16 protein-coding genes and 1 pseudogene are annotated in these 16,644 nt (G+C 65.8%); 4 read left to right on the forward strand and 13 right to left on the reverse strand.

What is annotated here, in order from left to right:
* Positions 1-126: 126 nt before the first annotated feature.
* Positions 127-1,569, reverse strand: coding sequence for an NF041680 family putative transposase (locus J7F03_RS39960; RefSeq protein WP_214958138.1), 1,443 nt, complete (start codon positions 1,567-1,569; stop codon positions 127-129).
* A gap of 363 nt (positions 1,570-1,932) precedes the next feature.
* Between J7F03_RS39960 and J7F03_RS39965 the strand changes: the two are divergent.
* Positions 1,933-2,771: pseudogene (locus J7F03_RS39965) on the forward strand (IS5 family transposase).
* A 36-nt stretch (positions 2,772-2,807) separates the two neighbouring features.
* Here the strand turns inward: J7F03_RS39965 and J7F03_RS39970 are convergent.
* From J7F03_RS39970 to J7F03_RS40020, 11 genes are all read right to left on the reverse strand, one after another.
* Positions 2,808-3,518: a phytanoyl-CoA dioxygenase family protein gene (locus tag J7F03_RS39970; RefSeq protein ID WP_214958127.1), complete on the reverse strand. Its 711-nt coding sequence runs from the start codon at positions 3,516-3,518 to the stop codon at positions 2,808-2,810.
* Between the two features lie 11 nt (positions 3,519-3,529).
* Positions 3,530-4,336, reverse strand: coding sequence for an ABC transporter permease (locus tag J7F03_RS39975; protein ID WP_214958128.1), 807 nt, complete (start codon positions 4,334-4,336; stop codon positions 3,530-3,532).
* Complete coding sequence (locus J7F03_RS39980; RefSeq protein WP_214958129.1) at positions 4,329-5,144, reverse strand: hypothetical protein; 816 nt, start codon at positions 5,142-5,144, stop codon at positions 4,329-4,331. The genes J7F03_RS39975 and J7F03_RS39980 overlap by 8 nt, the downstream gene beginning before the upstream one ends.
* Positions 5,144-6,133, reverse strand: coding sequence for an ATP-binding cassette domain-containing protein (locus J7F03_RS39985; RefSeq protein WP_214958130.1), 990 nt, complete (start codon positions 6,131-6,133; stop codon positions 5,144-5,146). Before J7F03_RS39985 ends, J7F03_RS39980 begins: the two co-directional genes overlap by 1 nt.
* On the reverse strand, positions 6,130-6,915 hold the full coding sequence (locus J7F03_RS39990) for an aldo/keto reductase (protein WP_308380162.1): 786 nt from the start codon (positions 6,913-6,915) through the stop codon (positions 6,130-6,132). The genes J7F03_RS39985 and J7F03_RS39990 overlap by 4 nt, the downstream gene beginning before the upstream one ends.
* Positions 6,912-7,712 (reverse strand): transcription factor jumonji, encoded by an 801-nt coding sequence (locus J7F03_RS39995; protein ID WP_214958131.1) that lies wholly within the window; start codon positions 7,710-7,712, stop codon positions 6,912-6,914. Before J7F03_RS39995 ends, J7F03_RS39990 begins: the two co-directional genes overlap by 4 nt.
* The gene (locus J7F03_RS40000; protein ID WP_214958132.1) at positions 7,693-9,411 is read right to left on the reverse strand and encodes a radical SAM protein; all 1,719 of its coding nucleotides are present in this window, start codon (positions 9,409-9,411) and stop codon (positions 7,693-7,695) included. Before J7F03_RS40000 ends, J7F03_RS39995 begins: the two co-directional genes overlap by 20 nt.
* On the reverse strand, positions 9,408-10,370 hold the full coding sequence (locus J7F03_RS40005) for an arginase family protein (protein WP_214958133.1): 963 nt from the start codon (positions 10,368-10,370) through the stop codon (positions 9,408-9,410). Before J7F03_RS40005 ends, J7F03_RS40000 begins: the two co-directional genes overlap by 4 nt.
* A complete protein-coding gene (locus J7F03_RS40010) occupies positions 10,367-11,518 on the reverse strand; it encodes a JmjC domain-containing protein (protein ID WP_308380164.1) in 1,152 nt (383 codons plus the stop codon). The genes J7F03_RS40005 and J7F03_RS40010 overlap by 4 nt, the downstream gene beginning before the upstream one ends.
* Positions 11,519-12,142: 624 nt before the next feature.
* Positions 12,143-12,673: a GNAT family N-acetyltransferase gene (locus J7F03_RS40015; protein WP_214958135.1), complete on the reverse strand. Its 531-nt coding sequence runs from the start codon at positions 12,671-12,673 to the stop codon at positions 12,143-12,145.
* 237 nt (positions 12,674-12,910) lie between these two features.
* The gene (locus J7F03_RS40020) at positions 12,911-13,906 is read right to left on the reverse strand and encodes a helix-turn-helix domain-containing protein (RefSeq protein WP_214958136.1); all 996 of its coding nucleotides are present in this window, start codon (positions 13,904-13,906) and stop codon (positions 12,911-12,913) included.
* A gap of 857 nt (positions 13,907-14,763) precedes the next feature.
* Between J7F03_RS40020 and J7F03_RS40025 the strand changes: the two genes are divergently transcribed.
* From J7F03_RS40025 to J7F03_RS42555, 3 genes are read left to right on the forward strand one after another with little or no spacing between them, the layout of a single operon-like run.
* Complete coding sequence (locus J7F03_RS40025; protein ID WP_251065546.1) at positions 14,764-15,219, forward strand: hypothetical protein; 456 nt, start codon at positions 14,764-14,766, stop codon at positions 15,217-15,219.
* A 56-nt stretch (positions 15,220-15,275) separates the two neighbouring features.
* Complete coding sequence (locus J7F03_RS42550; RefSeq protein WP_308380166.1) at positions 15,276-15,605, forward strand: hypothetical protein; 330 nt, start codon at positions 15,276-15,278, stop codon at positions 15,603-15,605.
* Positions 15,566-15,982 carry a transposase family protein gene (locus tag J7F03_RS42555; protein ID WP_308380165.1) on the forward strand — a complete coding sequence of 139 codons (417 nt, stop codon included), beginning with the start codon at positions 15,566-15,568 and terminating at the stop codon, positions 15,980-15,982. Before J7F03_RS42550 ends, J7F03_RS42555 begins: the two co-directional genes overlap by 40 nt.
* Before the next feature lie 47 nt (positions 15,983-16,029).
* On the opposite strand, the gene J7F03_RS40035 is transcribed toward J7F03_RS42555, so the two are convergent.
* Positions 16,030-16,398 (reverse strand): VOC family protein, encoded by a 369-nt coding sequence (locus tag J7F03_RS40035; RefSeq protein WP_214958137.1) that lies wholly within the window; start codon positions 16,396-16,398, stop codon positions 16,030-16,032.
* Between the last annotated feature and the right edge of the window lie 246 nt (positions 16,399-16,644).

Raw genomic sequence — 16,644 nt, forward strand, 5'->3', positions numbered from 1 at the left:
TCCCAACCGAAACGCCGAGGTTAAGCCGTCAAGCCGTGGAGGTGGACCGCCTCTTTCGGATCTTGTCTAGGGTCCCGTCCCTGGGTCCCAGCCAGCGGGCAGGGGCCGGCTAAGCTTGTTCTTTATCTACCAAGATCTTCCGGGCTTGCCGATGGCCTTGAGGGTCTCGGGGCGTTTGACGGTTTTGCCGACGTCGTAGCGGGGCGCCCGCTGCTTGTTCTTGGATCCGGGTGGCCGTCCGGGGCCGGTGCCTCGCGGTTTGGGAACGCGGGCCGGGCAGGCGAGGTGAGCGCGGATGTTCCTGAACCCCCGGCGGACCCGGGCCGGGGTGAGCCGGCCGGAGGCGGTGGTTTTCTCCCAGGGCCTGCGGAGGTCTGCGGCGAGCGGACGGACGAGCCGGAGCTGGGTGTGGGCGACGATCAGAATCCAGGTCCAGCGGTCCGCCGCCTCGGGAGTGCGAAGTTTCGGGGTCGTCCAGCCCAGGGTCTGCTTCGCGAAACGGAAGGTGTGCTCCAGATCGAAGCGGCGTAGAAATGCCTGCCAGCAACGGTCCACATCGTCAGGGGCGGCGCCGGTCTTCGAGGACCACAACCACACCGGCGGAGCATCCCGTTCCTTCGACAGGTGCTCCACCTTCAGCCGGATCAACGTGCCTTCAACCAGGGGAAGTTCACCCTCGTGGTCGAGCCAGGCCGAGCGGTGGGTGAGCCGGGGATGGACCCGGTCCCATGCCTGGGTTTCGGCCTTGCCGTAGTTGCCAGTATCGGTGGACGTGGTGATCGCTGGCTCGGGCCAGGTCTTCGGCTTCTTGAAGCGGAACTCTGGTCCGTGCTTGGGCGGACGGCCGTTGACGCCGTGCGTCCTCGGCGGCTTCGGCAGACGCATGACACGGTCCGAGCGGATCCGGCCGACCATCTCGACGGGCACGTCACGCAGGACCCAGGCCAGGCGGGTGACGTCGTAGCCGGCGTCGCTGACGATCACGATGTCCGGGTCGCCGTCCTGCCACTGCCCTGCGGCGATGAGTCTTTCGACGACTCCTCGCAGCTGGGCGGCGGTGACCGCGGTCGCGCCGTCCGCCGGTCCCAGCCGCACCGAGTCCAGGATCGCGGTCCAGGAGGTGGCGCCCGGCTCCAGCACGGCGACGAAGGAGTAGGGCCAGCCCGGGATGAACTGCGAGGCTGTCTTCGCCCGGCCGTAGACGTGGCAGAACAGCCGCTCGGCCGAGCAGGGAGCGTCTGAACGCAGCCACGGAGACACATCGACCGCCAGCACCAGGCGCCCACCGTCGAAGCGAGGCAGCGACAGCCCGGCCAGCACCGTCCGCAGCCGATCCATGTCGATCCGGCCGTGGTTCAAGCCGCCGTACATCGCTCCGTGTCCACGACGATGCTCGGGCAGCAGCGTCAAGTCCACCGGGGACTTCACCGCACCGTCCGCGCACAACATCGCGTCGGACAGTTCGAACAGTTCATCGCGCCGGGCGGTCAGACACTCGTAGAACTCGCCCCGGAAGCGTGACGCCTCCGCGAACGCTTCCCTCCGGACAGCATCAGGCAGCAGACTCACCTTCACGGCCTTCGTCGTGGTCACGTGCACCTTGGTCGGAGCACATGATCAGACGAAGGCCGCCCCCACGTCCGCTGAATCCCCAGGTGAGCGACTCAGTTCGAGACGTCGTTCGAGGCCGGAAGATAAAGAACAAGCTAAGAGGGCGTTTACCCAGGCAAGGGCCGGTACGCGGCTTATGCGACTGCCCCTTTCGGTGCGGTTCGTCCCGTAGATGAAGAATGCCGCCCGGCAGGGCGAGAGCCCTCCTGCCCGTCTCGTCCGCTTCTTCGCCTGGAAACCCGTCTGACGTAGAGATGCCACAAAACCTCCCAATCATCAGCGGAGGGCAAGATTCCAGCATGTTCATGATCACGCTGTGCCGTGAGCGAGCGCAAGGCGTACCCCAGCGACCTGTCCGACGCCCGATGGGCCCTGATCGAGCCGACGTTGACGGCCTGGCGGAATGCCCGTCTCGAACGCAGACCTACCGGCCAGCCGGCCAAAGTCGACCTCCGCGACGTGCTCGACGCGATCGTCTATCTCAACCGCACCGGAATCCCCTGGAAATACCTCCCGCACGACTTCCCGAACCACGGCACCGTTTACGCCTACTACGCCGCCTGGCGCGACGAGGGAATCTTCATCCAGCTCAACTACGACCTGACCGCCCTGGCCCGCGTGAAGGAGGGGCGCAAGCGGAGCCGACCGCCTCGGTCATCGACACCCAGAGCATCAAGACCTCCAACAACGTGCCCCTGACCAGCCAGGGGACCGATGCCGCCAAGAAGATCGTCGGCAGGAAGCGCGGCATCCTGACCGACACGATCGGCCTCATCCTCGCCGTGACCGTCACCGCCGCCAGCTTCTCGGAAAACGCCCTGGGGGTACGCCTCCTTGACCAGGCCAAAGAGACGTACCCGACCATCGCGAAAAGCTGGGTCGACACCGGCTTCAAGAAAACCGTCGTCGAACACGGCGCCACCCTCGGAATCGACGTCGAAGTCGTCAACCGAAACCCGGAGAAACGCGGATTCCACATCGTGAAAAGGCGCTGGGTGGTCGAACGCAGCATCGGATGGATCATGATGCACCGCCGCCTCGCCCGCGACTACGAGACCCTCACCACCAGCTCCGAGGCCATGATCCACATTGCCTCGATCGACAACCTCGCCAAGCGCATAACGGACGAGACCACACCTACCTGGCGAGGGACTTACTAGTAGATAAAGGGCATTACGCCTAGATCAAACGCCCTCTCAGAGAAGGCTCAGATTCCGCCCTCCTCTGCGCATCGGAAGATCACCGAAGGCCGCATCGTTGGGCGTAAGCTCCACGGTCTGCGCACTCTTGTACTCGTGAATGAGGATGGAGCGGTGGCGAGCCGTCATGTTCGTGCTGGCCCGGTGAACTGTGAGGCAGTGCAGGAACAGAACTGCCCCCGGTCGGGTCTGGATGGGCACGACCTCGTGGTGCTCAGGCTCGGGCTCGCGGTGGCGATGGCTTCCGGGCCAGATGAGTGTCGTGCCGGCCTCGGCATCCATGTCGTCTAGGTAGATCAGTGCCGTGACCAGCTCGGGCCTGGTGTGTTGGTCGGTGTCGAGGTCGCGGTGCCAGCCCTCCTCGGCCTTCAGCCCCGTGGGACGCAGTCGAGCGAATCCCATGTGGAAGTTGATGTCAGGGCCCAGCAGCTCACCAACGACGTCGAGGATCCGGTCGTCGTGGATCAGCGCATACCAGTCGTCTCCGGCCAGCGGCGTGTTGACGATCTTCCATACTGCGTACGGGTTGTAGGGATCAAGTTGCGGCAGGGGCTTGTCGGAGGCGGCGTTGATGTGAAGCCGGGGATGCTTGGAGACAGGGGTGTCGATGAGGCCGGAGAGCATCTTCTTCATCTCTGCCACTTCGTTATCGGAAAAAATGTCCGCCACGAGATATCCGTCGCGTTCGAACGCAGCTGTGTTGTTCATGGCAGGGCTCCTTACGAACCGGTACTGGAGTAGCGGTCAATCCCACGTCGCCACAGAAGGACCGCCGGAATGAACAGCAGCGGCCCCACCACGGGAAGGATCCAAACGAACAGTGAGTCGGTCTTGCCGAGCACGTAGAGGCAGGGGTAGTAACCGACGAAGGCGAACGGAACGACTGAGGAGAACACAGCCATCAGCCACTTCGGGTAGAAGCTCATCGGCAGTTGCGCGAAGCTGTCCAGGCGCCAGATGAGCATGCTCAGCATCGCGTCCTGCCGCAGCCAGAAGGACAGTGCGGTGACGGCGAGGTGCATGGCTGCGAAGACGAGCCCCGCACTGATCAGGGCCAGGGGGATGAAGATAAGAACGGGCCCGGAGATGTCCGCCCCGCTGACATAGACGGCGCTCCCCAGCATGCCAGCGCCGATGACTATCTCGACCCACACGTCCGTGTCGACCTTCGAGAACAGGATGAGGACCAACGGACTGGTCGGTCGCACCAGATAGTGGTCGAGCTCACCGCTGCGCACCATCTCCGGGATGTCGAGGGTGCCGTAGAAGACGGTGTTCCACAGGGCTCGTGCCATGGTGGTGAACCCTGTCAGCGCCGCCCACTGGGCGAGCGTCCAGCCATGGATGCCACCTGACGCAGAGAGGGCCAGCATGAACACCACCGCTCCGGCTACTGCTTGGACCAGGGCCCCTACGTTCGCGAGCAGGACCTCGCCGGGGTGCACCAGGTGGCTCCTGAAGTTCATCCGGGTCGCGAGCAGCGCGATGTGAGCGGACTTCTTCAAATCCGCCAGGGCCTCAGCCACCGGCAATCACCAGTTTCCGTAGGGCGGTGCGGGTGCAGAAAACGCTCGCTATCGTCAGCAGGACCGCCCAGCAGGCCCCGATGACGATGACTCGGCCATCGACGAACGGGTCCCGCACCAGGGTGCCGAGCGGGGTGTAGAAGCCGTGGACGAACGGAGTCCAGACCACTGCGTCACGCAAGGCTTTCGGATAGAGCGAGATGGGCATCATCGAGCCGCCGAGCAGGAGCAGTAGGGCTTCCCGGACTTCATTGAGGCCTTCGACGCGGCGAATGAAGAAGGCGGAGAGCCCGATCAGATAGCTGAAGTCGAAGAGGATGACGAAGCCGATGGCGGCCGTGAGCGTCAGTCGCCCGGCATAGGCGACATCGACTCCGAAGGGATACAGCAGCAGGCCGGCGGCGAGCATGGCTGGTACACCGACGAGTGCGGTCACACCGGCCGAACGGCCGACGGCGGCAGAGAACCACTGGGACAGGAACCCGGTCGGCATCAGCAGTTCGGTCACAATGCGACCGTCCCTGATCTTCGTCTCCAACTGGCGGGCCAGGGCGAGGCCCGGGACGCAGAGCACCCAGACCGTGCCGGCCGACGCATACATCACGGTCTGGTGGAGACTGAGCCAGTCGGCCCGTGCGGAGCCGTCGCCGCCCGCATACACGGCGGTCCACAGTGCCCACTGAAGGCCGATCAGCAGCAGGGCTCCCACCCCTTGAGCGAACGCTCTGGTCCGGTAGTGAAAGGCCAGCTTCACCTGCATCCCGGCGATGGCGACCTGGGTCTGCCAGGCCCGCCGTCCGCCCGACATCAGGTACGCCTCAGAGCGAGCTCTTTGACGTAGAGGTCCTTGATGAGGTCCTCCAGGCTCGGAGCCTCGATCTGTACGTCGTCAACCTGTGGGTCGGAGAAGAGCGTCCCGAGAAACTCGCCCGGCACCTCCCCCTGCGTAAACTCGTAGGTGGTGACCGTGCGGGCCTGATCCGCTACCTGCGTCAGGCCAGCCAGGGCCGGCAGCCGGTGACCGGGTGAGTGCTGCACGACGAGCTTGCGACGGCCCGCACCGAGAGCGCGCAGTTCGTCGATCTTCCCGTCGTGCACCAGCCGTCCGTTGTCGATCAGAACGATTCGGTCGCAGATCGCCTCCACGTCCCTCAAGTCGTGGCTGGCCATGACAATGGTCGGCGTGATTTCCTGCGGGGCGTCGCGGAGCACATCACAAATGGCTTCCCGGGCGAAGATGTCCAGCCCGATGGTCGGCTCGTCGAGCAGCAGTAGCCGTGGAGCGTGCAGCAGCGTGCCCACCAGCTCCGCGCGGGTCCGGTTTCCGAGCGAGAGCTCACGCACCGGTGTATTGAGGTATCGGCCGATGTCGAGACGGGAGACGAGGTGGTCCCGTCGGCGTCGAAAGACCGCCGTCTCGATGTCGTAGACCCGCCGCATCAGCTCGTAGGAGTCCTGCACCGGCAGGTCCCACCAGAGGCTGGCCCGCTGTGCCGCGAGATACCCCAGCTCGGCAGAGAGACGCCGGCGGTCGCGGTGAGGATTTCGGCCGTCCACCGTGACCCGACCGGCGGTCGGCGTGAGGATACCGGCGATGAGCTTCATGGTGGTCGACTTGCCCGCTCCATTGAGCCCGATGTAGCCAACCGTCTCGCCTTCATCGACCTGAAGATCGATACCGTGGAGCGCCTCCACCTCACTGCTGACCCTGCGGACGAGACGGGCGAGGCGTCCCCCCGTCTCTACGGGCCGCCGCACCCGATAGGAGCGGTGCACGGATTCGAGCCGAACTCTCATAGCGTTTCCTTGCTCCACTCGTCGTTGCCGACGCGGTCCATCGCGGCCACCTCGTCCGGGTCCAGAGAGAGCTCGACCACCCTGAGGTTTGCCTTCAGACGCGCGCGGGAGACCGACTTGGCCACGGTGGAGACGCCGTGTTCGATGTGCCATCGCAGGAGAACCTGGTGCACGTTGCAGCCGTGCCGCTCAGCGATGGCTCGCAGGAGGGGGTGATGCAGGTCGTTCTCGCTGAACGGGCTGTGGCCCTGGACTCCGATCCCGTGGGCGTCGTGGTGGCCGAGGAGGGCGGGATCGTAGTAGCGGGGACCAAAGGCAACCTGGTTCACAGCAGGAACGACGCCGGAGCGCGCGATGAGCTCATCCACCTGCGCGGGCGTGAAGTTGCTGACCCCAATCGCCCGGACCAAACCCTCCTCCCTGGCCTCCACGAACCGCTCCCACATGGCCAGGGAACCGTCGGCGTCCAGCGGCGCGTGGATGAGCCAGAGGTCCAGGTACTCCACGCCGAGCAGGTCCAGGCTCCGCAGAAGCGTTTCGCGCTCGCTGCCGGCATCCTCCTCGGGGAACTTGGTGACGATCAGAACCTCACCACGGTCGATGCCGCTGGCACGAATACCGGCCCCCACCGCCTCTTCATTTCCATACCCGGTCGCCGTGTCGATGCAGCGGTAGCCGACGCCGATCGCCTCGTGAACGCCGCGGCTCGCCTCCGGGCCCCACATCTGCCAGGTTCCCAGGCTCACGGGAGGAAGCGCGAACGGCAGGGCGTCACCGCTCACCTGCTGCTGCTCCCAGCGCTAACCGTGCTCGCACCGCTGACGCCCCCGGCGCCGAGCCGTTCGAACGTCGCGCCGACCGCCGTGAGCAGCTCGTGGTCCGCCGTCTTGCCGAGTACTTCGAAGTACCTCTTGGCGAAGTCGAGGTTCGAACGGTTGATGAAGTTCGCGGTGACGGAGACCGTACCGGTGACGTTGTGCACCTCATGGGCCCATCCGCTGGGCGTCACCACGATGTCCCCCGGCCCCTGGACCACCTCGACGCTCTCCTCGTCACAGGCCCCTGCGGTGCAGCAGCCGGGCGGCAGCAGGTGCCACTCCTCTGCGCGTGCGGGAGAGTGGAAGGTCCATTTCTTGCGCCCCGAGCAAAGCAGGTTCCACGCGGCACTCGCCATCGTGTCCACGTGCAGGGGAGAGCTGGTGCCAGCACCCCCGATCATCAGCCACACCCAGTCCGGGCGGGCGTCCGCGGGAAGCGCCAACAGCCAGTTCAGCCGACGGACCTCCCGCGGGACTAGGCTCCACAGCGTAGGTTCGAACTCCGAGATGAGCTGATTGCGCAAGTACAGCCCCTGCGGCCGCTCGACCCGCAGTTCGTCCAGGACCTCCGTCAACCATGCGGTCACCGGCTGGCGTTCCGGGCCCTCTGCCACCACCGGGCGGTCGTCGAGCTCCCGCAACCGAGACTCCTGCAGCGCGGCGTACACCGGCCACTCCAGGCCGGCTCCGCGCAGAACGGCGGGCCGGCCGCCGCAGAGCCGCGCGATCGTATCGGCCGTGTCAGGCGTTGAAGTAGTCAACGCGGCTGCCCCCCTGTTCCTGCCGGGCCCAGTCCTCGCGATGCCCTCGCAGCGCCTCGGCCCCGAACGCACCCTCGATGTCGGCTCGTGCACGCAAGCCCTGTTCAAGGTTTTCCCGCTCCGACATGCAGCGCGCCCGCTTGGCTGTCACCTTGTCGCGCACGGTCTCGGCGAGGTCCGACTTCCGGAAGGGCACCTCCGGCACCGTCACCGTGCAAACGGGTGCTGCCCAGCAGGTCCGGCAGGAGCCGGCCTGCACACCGTCGCGGAACATGCCGAGCTGCTCCACCCCGGCAAGTGGGTCGACACCCTGGTCCGTACGACCGACGGCGAAGTCCGGGGATTGGTACTCGTACGACGAGTAGAGCGTGCCGTCCGAACCGAGCACGAGATACTCGTTGCCCGGAACGAGCTGGACGCCCAGCAGGTGTCCGAGTCGGGGACTGCCGTCCCGCTCCAGCTGGTTCAGAGCCCGGTGGAAGGAGCGGTGCAGGAAGCCGTGGCTGAAGGCGAACCGGTACCGGCCTGAGTGCTCGCGCTCGTCGTAGGGAAGCCGGTGGGACTCCACGAAAAGATCCCACACCCGACGCTGCTCGGCAAACATCTGCCGGAAGTCCGAATAGGACTCTTCGCCGCCCGGCAGGAGCAGATCGAAGTCCCAGGCCAGCGCGCGTAGCGCGGTCGACCACCCGGTGAAGTACTGGTACAGGGTGGCCTCGTCAAGCGGAGCTGAAAGGACGCAGATGAAGGCGACGCGCGAAGAGAAGTAGTCCGGCCAGTTCTCGGCGAGCCAGTCCGCCCGCTCGCGTACCCGGTCGTGGGTGCCTTTGCCCCGGCGATCGATCCGGTAGCGGTCGTGGTTGGGGCCGTCGATGGATATGTTGAGGTAGATGTCGTGCTCGACCAAAAAGTCGACGATCTCCGGAGTCAGCAACATCCCGTTGGAGTTGACTTGGATGATGAGGTTCTCCAGCCTGGAACCGACTTCCTTCTTCCGCTCCTCCAGGACGAGTACAGCCTCTTGGATCTGGTCAAACGCCATCAGCGGTTCCCCGCCGAAAAAATAGACTGCCCGCTGCGCGGGCTCCAGCTTCTCCTCGCCCGTGACGAACAGGTCTATGGCCGCCTTCACCATGTCTGCCTGTGGGGAGGCCGTCTGGTGCGGGCGGGTCCCCGGATAGGCCCCGCCGTAGTAGCAGTACGTGCAGCGGATATTGCACTGTTCGGTGGGGTTGAGCATCAACACGCGCACCCGCGGTGTGTCGAGGTGCGCGTCGACGGGTACCTCGGGGAATTCCCAGCCGGGACCGTCGAACGGTCGAATCATGCGGGCCAGTTCCTTGACCTCGCTGTCGGTGGGCGTGACCAGGACGCCCTCCGGCGCTCCCTCACCCTGGTCGGACGGCTCCCAGATCTCGGCCTGAAGCAGTTTTACCTGCCGCGCGCTGACCTCGTGGACCCTTCCCGTGGCGGGCGTGTACAGATGGGAACGTCCCTCATACCGGTCGCTCTCCCATGTCTTGTAGATCCAGGTAAGCCCTCGGTGCTCCCGGATTGTGACGTCCCGCTCTCCGGAGTTGACACCGATGGCGGACGACCCGTGTGCCCGGATCTCGGGCCGGTCCGTCTGCGCGATCAGGTCGATCTGCCAATCCTGCAGGAAGCGGCTCTGTATCTGTCCGGCGGTGTCCGTGCTCATGTTCCTTGCACCCTTCCCTGATGGTCGTCGAGCAGCGCCCGCAGACAGCTCATGACGAGAGCCGAGATCGTTGCGCTCGTCGCGCGGTTCTCGCGATCGTCCTGAAGTGCCTCCACGATGTCGACGGCGATCACGCGCCGCGTGCGGCAAACATGTTCCACCGCTGCAAGCAGCTCCCGCAGGCGGTAGCCGCCGGCCTCCGGGTGCCCGGTCGCCGGGAACTCCGTGGGGTCGATCACATCGAGGTCGATCGAGAGATACGTTGGCCTGTCGTCCACGCCTTCCGAAGACTCCGGGAAGCCGTACTCGTAAGCGCAGTGCAGGTTCTGCGGCAATGGTCCGCAGTCGGCTGGCAGATATGTCCTTACGCCGTACAGCTCACCCCCCGTGGCCGCTCCGGTCTGCCACAGGTGGCCGAGGAAGTCGCCGTGCGTGATGTCCGCGAGATCGGGCATCGGGCGGGCGCTGAAGTCGCAGTGGGCGTCGAAGCACACGATGTGTACCGGCCCGTGCTCGATTGCCAGCCCGGCTCCGACCGGGGCGGAAAGGCTATGGTCCCCGCCGATGAACAGGGGGATCGTCTCCGTCTTGGCAAGCTGTTGCGCGAGGCGGGCTAACGTCCGGTAGTACGTGGACCTTCCGACTCGCGGGTCGATCGGTACGCCACCGAGGTCACCGAGGTCGAATACCCGGCGGCCGGCGAGCACCGAGCCCCCGGTCAGCGGGTCTATCAGCCCGCCCAGAGCTCCACCGTCGTCGGTGCTCCAGTCGTGGGTGGGAGAGAGCTTGCGGAAGATCTCCGGCCCGTGGCGTTGGCCCGGCACACCAGTCACCCCCGCGTCGAAAGGCAGCCCCATGATCACCACGTCGGCGGGGAGCGCGCCCGAGAGGACGAGGTCGAGGTCCGCAGCAGGCAGCCCGAGTGCGCCTGCGCCGGGCCGGAAAGCGCGATCCGTCAAGAGGCCCTCCACGCATCGGCCCGCTCCCCTAGCCCGTCGGAGACGGTGACCAGGCGGGCGCGCAGCAATGCGGAGACAAGGGCTTCCACGGCAGCCACTGAGGTGTCAGCACGTTCGGCCAGTTCCGCGATGCCGATGCGGCGTTCACGTACGAGCACCTCGCACGCCGCGTGGTGAGCGACTGGGAGGGCGAACTCCAGGCTATTGGCGGTGAGGACCACCTTCTCGCGCCTGACGTCGATCAGAGGCGGCATGACAGTGGCCAGCTCTACCATCGACTCGGCGGGTGGGCGCCGAGCCTTCAGCACGTCCCAAGGCAGGCTGGCGGTGTCCCGGCCACCCCCTTGGCGCCGCTCGGCGTCGAAGAAGTCCTGCAACGTCAGACCCTTCGCCTCGTTCACGAAGGCCATGGCAAGCCGCTCGGCCTGCGCCTGCTGCTCTTGTGGCGTCCCGGCCCGGGTCAGGCTCTCACGTACGTCAACGTTTCCGAGTGCCCTGTAAGCCACCCAGCGTAGCCAGTCATATCCGGTACGCCGGGTGAACGCGAAGGTGAGGTGGAGGCTGGACTCGCCGGCGCCGCGCACGGTGTGCCACCACCCGCGGGGGACATGAATCACGTCGCCCGGCTCCAGCGTCTTCTCGAACAACACGGAATGCGGGCAGCGGGACGGATCGCTGTCGCCGTACTCCGGTAGCGGATGCTCCTCAGATGGCCCGTGCACCTGCCAGTGCTTGGTGCCGCGTACCTGGACGACGAAGGTGTCCACCTCGTCGAAGTGGCTGTCGAAGGCCTGCGAGTTGTCGAAGGTGACGAAGAGGTTGCACGACGCGGTCTCGCCGACCATCCGCATAATGTCGTCGGTCGCGGACCGGACAGCGGGGTGGATCCGGTCCAGCGAGTCGATGATGAGACTGGCACCGGACCGCATCAGCGAGAAGGCCTTCGTCAAGTCCACGACCCGGTGCCCCGCGCGGGTCACCATGTACTCGTGCTCGGGAAGGGACCTGCCGTCGGCGCAGAGCTTCAGTTCCGCGGGCTCCACGCGGCCGCGGGTGAGGATCTCGTTGAGGTCACGCCAAGAGAAGTGCTGCAGCAGCAGTTCTGGCTCGAGGTGCTTGAGCACCACCTCGTTGCTGAGTTGTCTCACCAAAAAATCAGGGCCGAATGCAGCCGCAAGCGCCCGTCCGAGTTCCGAGGCAGGTCTCGTCAATTTTCCTCAATCCCCACTTGTTTCCACCACGCAAGTCCACCAACGGACAAGCTGCGTAAATAATTCTGCGCGTACCGAAGCGGCGAGCCTCGGTACGCGCAGAATTCACGTGCTACTTCGCCGAGTCACCGAACATCTGAGAGAAGTCCGGAACTCCCGCACGATTATGCGTCTTAGCAAAGGTTGCGCGCGCCCTCTCGGTCACAGATGAAACCTGGACCTGCACCTCGGGGAATTCCTGCCCCTGAGAGTTTCCTGCAACGCTATCCGACATGATTGCCTCCAAAGTGGTGTTGTTGGCGGGTCTCAGCGAGCGTACGACAGGCCTTACGAGAAAATCAAGGGCGGATTGTCTCGGAATTCTGCATTCCGCGCATGTGTGACACTTTCACAATAAAACTAACTCAAAAAAGCTAAGGGCTGGGATCAGCGCACGGCGTCAGATGCGGTGCATCGCAAGGCGGAGGGGCGCCCCCATACTGGGCGTATTCAGGCGTTCCGACAACGCGGCGAGGTGACGTAGCTGGCGTCGTGCGCCCGCCGGGGATTACGGGACAGCCCTTAGTCATTCCATTGCAGATCTGTTACCGTCCCGGCCAGCCAGTCGCGACGTAGCTTGGCGTAACCGACCGTGTCGTGCACCGTACCGTCCGCTGCTGGCCAGGCCTCCCGGTAGTGCGCTTCCTTTACGTAGCCGCAGCGCAGGAAAAGACGCCGCATCGAGTGATTGTCCTGACGGGTAGTGCCCTCGATGCGCCGCACCTCGGGGAACTGTTTGAACAGGTACTGCGTCAGCCAGGTCAAGGCCTGGGCGCCGATGCCGCGATTCCGATGGCTGGACCTGATCCGCAAGTCGAAAAGGGGAGTGTCATCCCCTATATCCATGAGACGGACCAGCCCTACCGTTTCCTCATCAGCGACGATCCAGAAACTTCTGTTCTCCACGCTCTGGAAGCGTCCCGCAGCAATCCACTGGCAAGCCGTCTCGCGGTCCACCTCGCTGACAGTGTGAAACGGCCACGTCTCACTGGTCAGAAAGCAGATCAGGGGCTCGGCATCGAATGTGAGGACACACTGAAAGGTGATTTTCATGCTCATGACCTTACGGCGTGAGACCCTGGCGGAAATTCGTCACCGACAGGTCGCCGCCTCCTCGAACTACCCAGCTCGCCTTCGTCGGCGGCGAAGGCTGCCACGCCACGCTACGCAAAGAGCCGATGCTTTCCTCCCGCATCTTCATCACTAAAACCCACGAAACGCTCCCTCATGACCGGCACTGACCGGCCAACAACAAGTCAAAGCTGCGGCGTTCCGCCCGCCTCTTCGAAACTATGCGCGCCCAGTGGTCCGTGCTGTGCGTGGAGTGCACGACTCCTCAACACTGCGTGCAACCTCGCATCGCGGGACGGCCGCCCGGTATTCGGAGGGAGTCATCCCGTACACGTCGCGGAACATCCGGCTGAACGCGGTGGCACTGGAGAAGCCCCAGCGGACCGCGATTGTCTGCACGGGATGGCCACCCGACTCCGGGCGCCCGAGTTCGGCGCGTGCACGTTCCAGTCGGCCCTGGCGGATGTAGGCCGCCACGCTGACGGGCTGGTCACTGAAGAGGGAGTAGAGGGAGCGCAGGGAGATGTTGTGCCGGTCCGCGATCGCTTGGGGCGTCAGGTCTGGGTTGCCCAGGTTGTTTTCGATGAAACGGGTGACCCGCTGAAGCATTTCCTGGGCGCGAACCTCGGCCGGCGCCGCGTCGGGGGTGCCGAGCTGCTGCGCCAGGCAGGCGGTCGCCAGCTCCAGAGCTACGGACCCCACACTGACAAGCTCCGTCGGCTGACAGCTCGGGCCCTGAGCGACCAAGGTGCTCAGAAAGCCGCCGAGGATCGCACCTGTTCCCCTGTCGCCGCGAATGCGCTGCCCGAGGAGGCCTTCTACCTTGTCGTGCCGCAGCGGCAGGATCGAACGGGGAACCTGCAGAATGGCCACCGTGGACTGCCCGTCAATGCTTGCCCCTTCGCTTGGACGCGAGGTGTCCGTCAGAACCATGTCCCCTGCGACAAGCGACTCGTGGCTCCGCTGGGCCACCCGGAAGGCGCCTCGTGTGACCAGCGCCAGCTGAAACTGCTCAGGATCGCCCCTACGCACATGAGCCGGCGTACGGCGCGACAGCACTGGGGAGAATGTGAGCGCCGACAGTCGTACGGAACCGAGCTCCAGGTCGGCGACGTCTGCGTGAAAGTCGGACGGATGGCTGGTGCTGAGGCTCACAGGCATGACGTGGCTCGACACCTCATCACAGAACCACTCGAACCTCTCAGCAGAAGCCATGCCTTCACTTCTTGAACCCGCTGATCCCACGTACCCCCCACTCCCCACAGTGCGACTAGGATTATGCGCCAGGCTGGAGGCCCACGCTGGGAGGCATCTGACTCCCAGCCGGCCCCATCCAGAACCGGGCTCGTCCTTCAACCCAGGAAGCCCAGAACGCATCGCCACCTGGTCCAGCCGGTCCAGGCCAGACGGGGATACGGCGATGACCATGGCGTGTCCCCGCCAGCTGCCCCGCCGGACCGCCGGCGGGCCGGACCGGATCGCGGAACTCGTGCGGGCCCGCTGGCAGCCGCTGATCCCTGCGCGCCGACGGGCTGCGGCCGAGGCCGGCTGTGTAGTTGTCCATGCCCGGGCTCGGTTCGGGTTCAACGCCGGAGTGCGGCAGCAGTCCGGTGTTGGTGGCGGCGGCCTTCTTGGCCTTGGCGCGGATCTGCGGCTGCCAGCGCTTTCGGACCTCGGTGGTGCGGCGGGCGGCGAGCTCCTTGCGGGGCCGCTTCAGCTTCCCGGTGAGGTAGCGCTCGACCGTGCGCTGGGATCCCGGAGCTGGTGGCCCGGCGGGAGGAGCTGCGGGCCGGGCGGACGCATCAGACGCGCCGGGGCTGCGGGACTACAGCCTGGTGAAGCAGCTGAGTGTCACGAGTGCGCATGGTGCATGCATGTCGCTTCTCCACCGGCCACGCGATGCACACACTGAAGCTCCGCCATCTTGATTCTGGCTGGTCAGGGCCTCTGGTGTGATGGCGGGTGAGGCTGCTCGGGCTGGTGGTGGGGCAGTGTCCAGCATGTAGATCGTCGGGCAGGGCGGTTCGCCTGTTCCGGTCCGCCGCCTCGTTCTCCTCCCTACGATCCGGCGCATGGTGGATCCCGAGGTGCAGGAGCGGATCGCGGTACGCCGCGCGGAGTTGGACGATCTGGAAGAACAGCTGGTCAAGCAGTTGGCCGAGGTACGGGCCGAACGCGAGGACCTGGCGGCGGCGGAGCGGGTCCTGGCCCGGATGGGCGAGCAGGTCGCCGCCGAACGGGCCGCGACGGCGCCGGCTGTCGCGCAGGTGGGCGGGAAGGGGGTGCTGCTGATCCCGCACCGCGCCCCGGAGATGGCCGAGACCGCGCTCCCGCCGGAGTACCAGCGCATTCTCGCTTCCGTCCGCGCTGCTGGCGGGCCGGTCATGGTCCGGCAGGTGGGCGAGGCGCTCGGGCTGGACACCGGGGTGCGGGGCAAGCTGGAGCCGCTGCGCGGGAAGCTGACGAAACTGGCCGATCGCGGCTGGCTGCACAAGCGTCCCGACGGGCGGTTCACCGTCCGCCCGTGACCCGCAGTTCCCCGGGCGGACGTAACTGCGGTGCCCCCGGGGCTCGTTGGGAATGTGTGAGCAAAACCGAAGAGCACATCGGGGACACCGTGTCCCTTGTCTACCAGTGCCGTCTGCCGCTGTCCACGAGCACCGTCAACCACCTCGCCGGCCTGCTGCGGCGTCACCTGAAATCGATAGGTTCGCGCTGGCGGTCGCTGCCGCCGGGGAAGATCGCGGTGATCGTCCTGGCCGTGCTCCGCCACGATCAGCGCCTGACCGACATGGCCGGCGGCAACAACATCGCCGAGTCCACCGTCCGCCGCTGGCGCGACGAGATGATTCCGGCAAGCACCACCGTCACGGCCTGCACTTCCTCGCCCTGCCCGACGAGAGGGGCCGCCTGATCTGGATCTCCGCCGCGCGGCCCGGCCGCACCCACGACGCCACCGCCGCCCGCCACGACCATCTCGTCGAACATCTCAAGGCAGCCGGCCTCGGCGCGCTCGCCGACCTGGGCTTCCTCGGCGTGGACAAGCCCGACGACCCCGATGACCTGGTCATCGTGACCGGTTTCAAGGCCACCCGCTACCGCAAGCTCACCCCCGGGCAGAAGACGGCGAACCGGGTTCTGGCCGCCGGACGCGCGCCCGTCGAGCGCGGGTTCGCCCACCTGAAGAACTGGCGGATCCTCACCAAGCTCCGCACTGACCCCGCCCGCGCCACCCACCTGCTTCGCGCGCTGCTCGTACTGACGAACATCGAGGCCACTACAGGAAATTGATCTCTACCGCACGCAGCCCGCGACCAGCACAAGCACCCGAAACAGCGTCACTGAGCCGGGATCGGCTGGGTGAGGTTCACCGGGTTGCCGTCGGGGTCCTGGATGTGGGCGACGCGCTGTCCCCACGGCATGTCGTTGGGGCCGCCGCGGACCGAGCCGCCCAGCGCCGTCACCCGGCCGAGCATCTCGTCGACGTCGTCGACACCGATGCTGAGCAGGATCCGCGGTGCCGCCCCGGTCCCCGGGTTCGTCTTGGCCACCAGCCCGAGGTCGGTGTCGCCGATGCGCAAGCCGAGGTAGAAGGCCGGGCCTTCCGCCGGTACCCGGAAGATCTCCTCGGCGCCGAACAATTTCGTATAGAAGCCGACCAGGACGTCTTGGTCGGCAGTGATGATCACTGGCTGGATGGTGGACATAGCACTCCTGTCGAGAACGGTCGTGTCGCTGGGTAGACCGTTCGAGGACGGTGAACTCATCGGCAAAACCACCCCGCCGGACGATCTACACCCCAGACTGCCGCCCACGACCAGCACGAGCACCCCGAAACGGGGTCACGCCACCCCTGCTGACCAGCCACTTCAAGATGGCGCAGCCACATTGATCCCGAGCTCCAGCGCGACCTGCGCGATCGGCCGACCCGACTCGGCCACGATCCGCACAGC

This window comes from Streptomyces sp. ISL-43, from assembly GCF_018614195.1.
Taxonomy (GTDB): domain Bacteria; phylum Actinomycetota; class Actinomycetes; order Streptomycetales; family Streptomycetaceae; genus Streptomyces.

Coding starts and splice junctions, on each gene's coding strand:
- J7F03_RS40025 (WP_251065546.1), top strand. CDS start 14,764: ATGGTGGATCCCGAGGTGCAGGAGCGGATCGCGGTACGCCGCGCGGAG.
- J7F03_RS40000 (WP_214958132.1), bottom strand. CDS start 9,411: ATGAGCACGGACACCGCCGGACAGATACAGAGCCGCTTCCTGCAGGAT.
- J7F03_RS40020 (WP_214958136.1), bottom strand. CDS start 13,906: ATGGCTTCTGCTGAGAGGTTCGAGTGGTTCTGTGATGAGGTGTCGAGC.
- J7F03_RS40015 (WP_214958135.1), bottom strand. CDS start 12,673: ATGAAAATCACCTTTCAGTGTGTCCTCACATTCGATGCCGAGCCCCTG.
- J7F03_RS39970 (WP_214958127.1), bottom strand. CDS start 3,518: ATGAACAACACAGCTGCGTTCGAACGCGACGGATATCTCGTGGCGGAC.
- J7F03_RS39980 (WP_214958129.1), bottom strand. CDS start 5,144: ATGTCGGGCGGACGGCGGGCCTGGCAGACCCAGGTCGCCATCGCCGGG.
- J7F03_RS39985 (WP_214958130.1), bottom strand. CDS start 6,133: ATGAGAGTTCGGCTCGAATCCGTGCACCGCTCCTATCGGGTGCGGCGG.
- J7F03_RS40035 (WP_214958137.1), bottom strand. CDS start 16,398: ATGTCCACCATCCAGCCAGTGATCATCACTGCCGACCAAGACGTCCTG.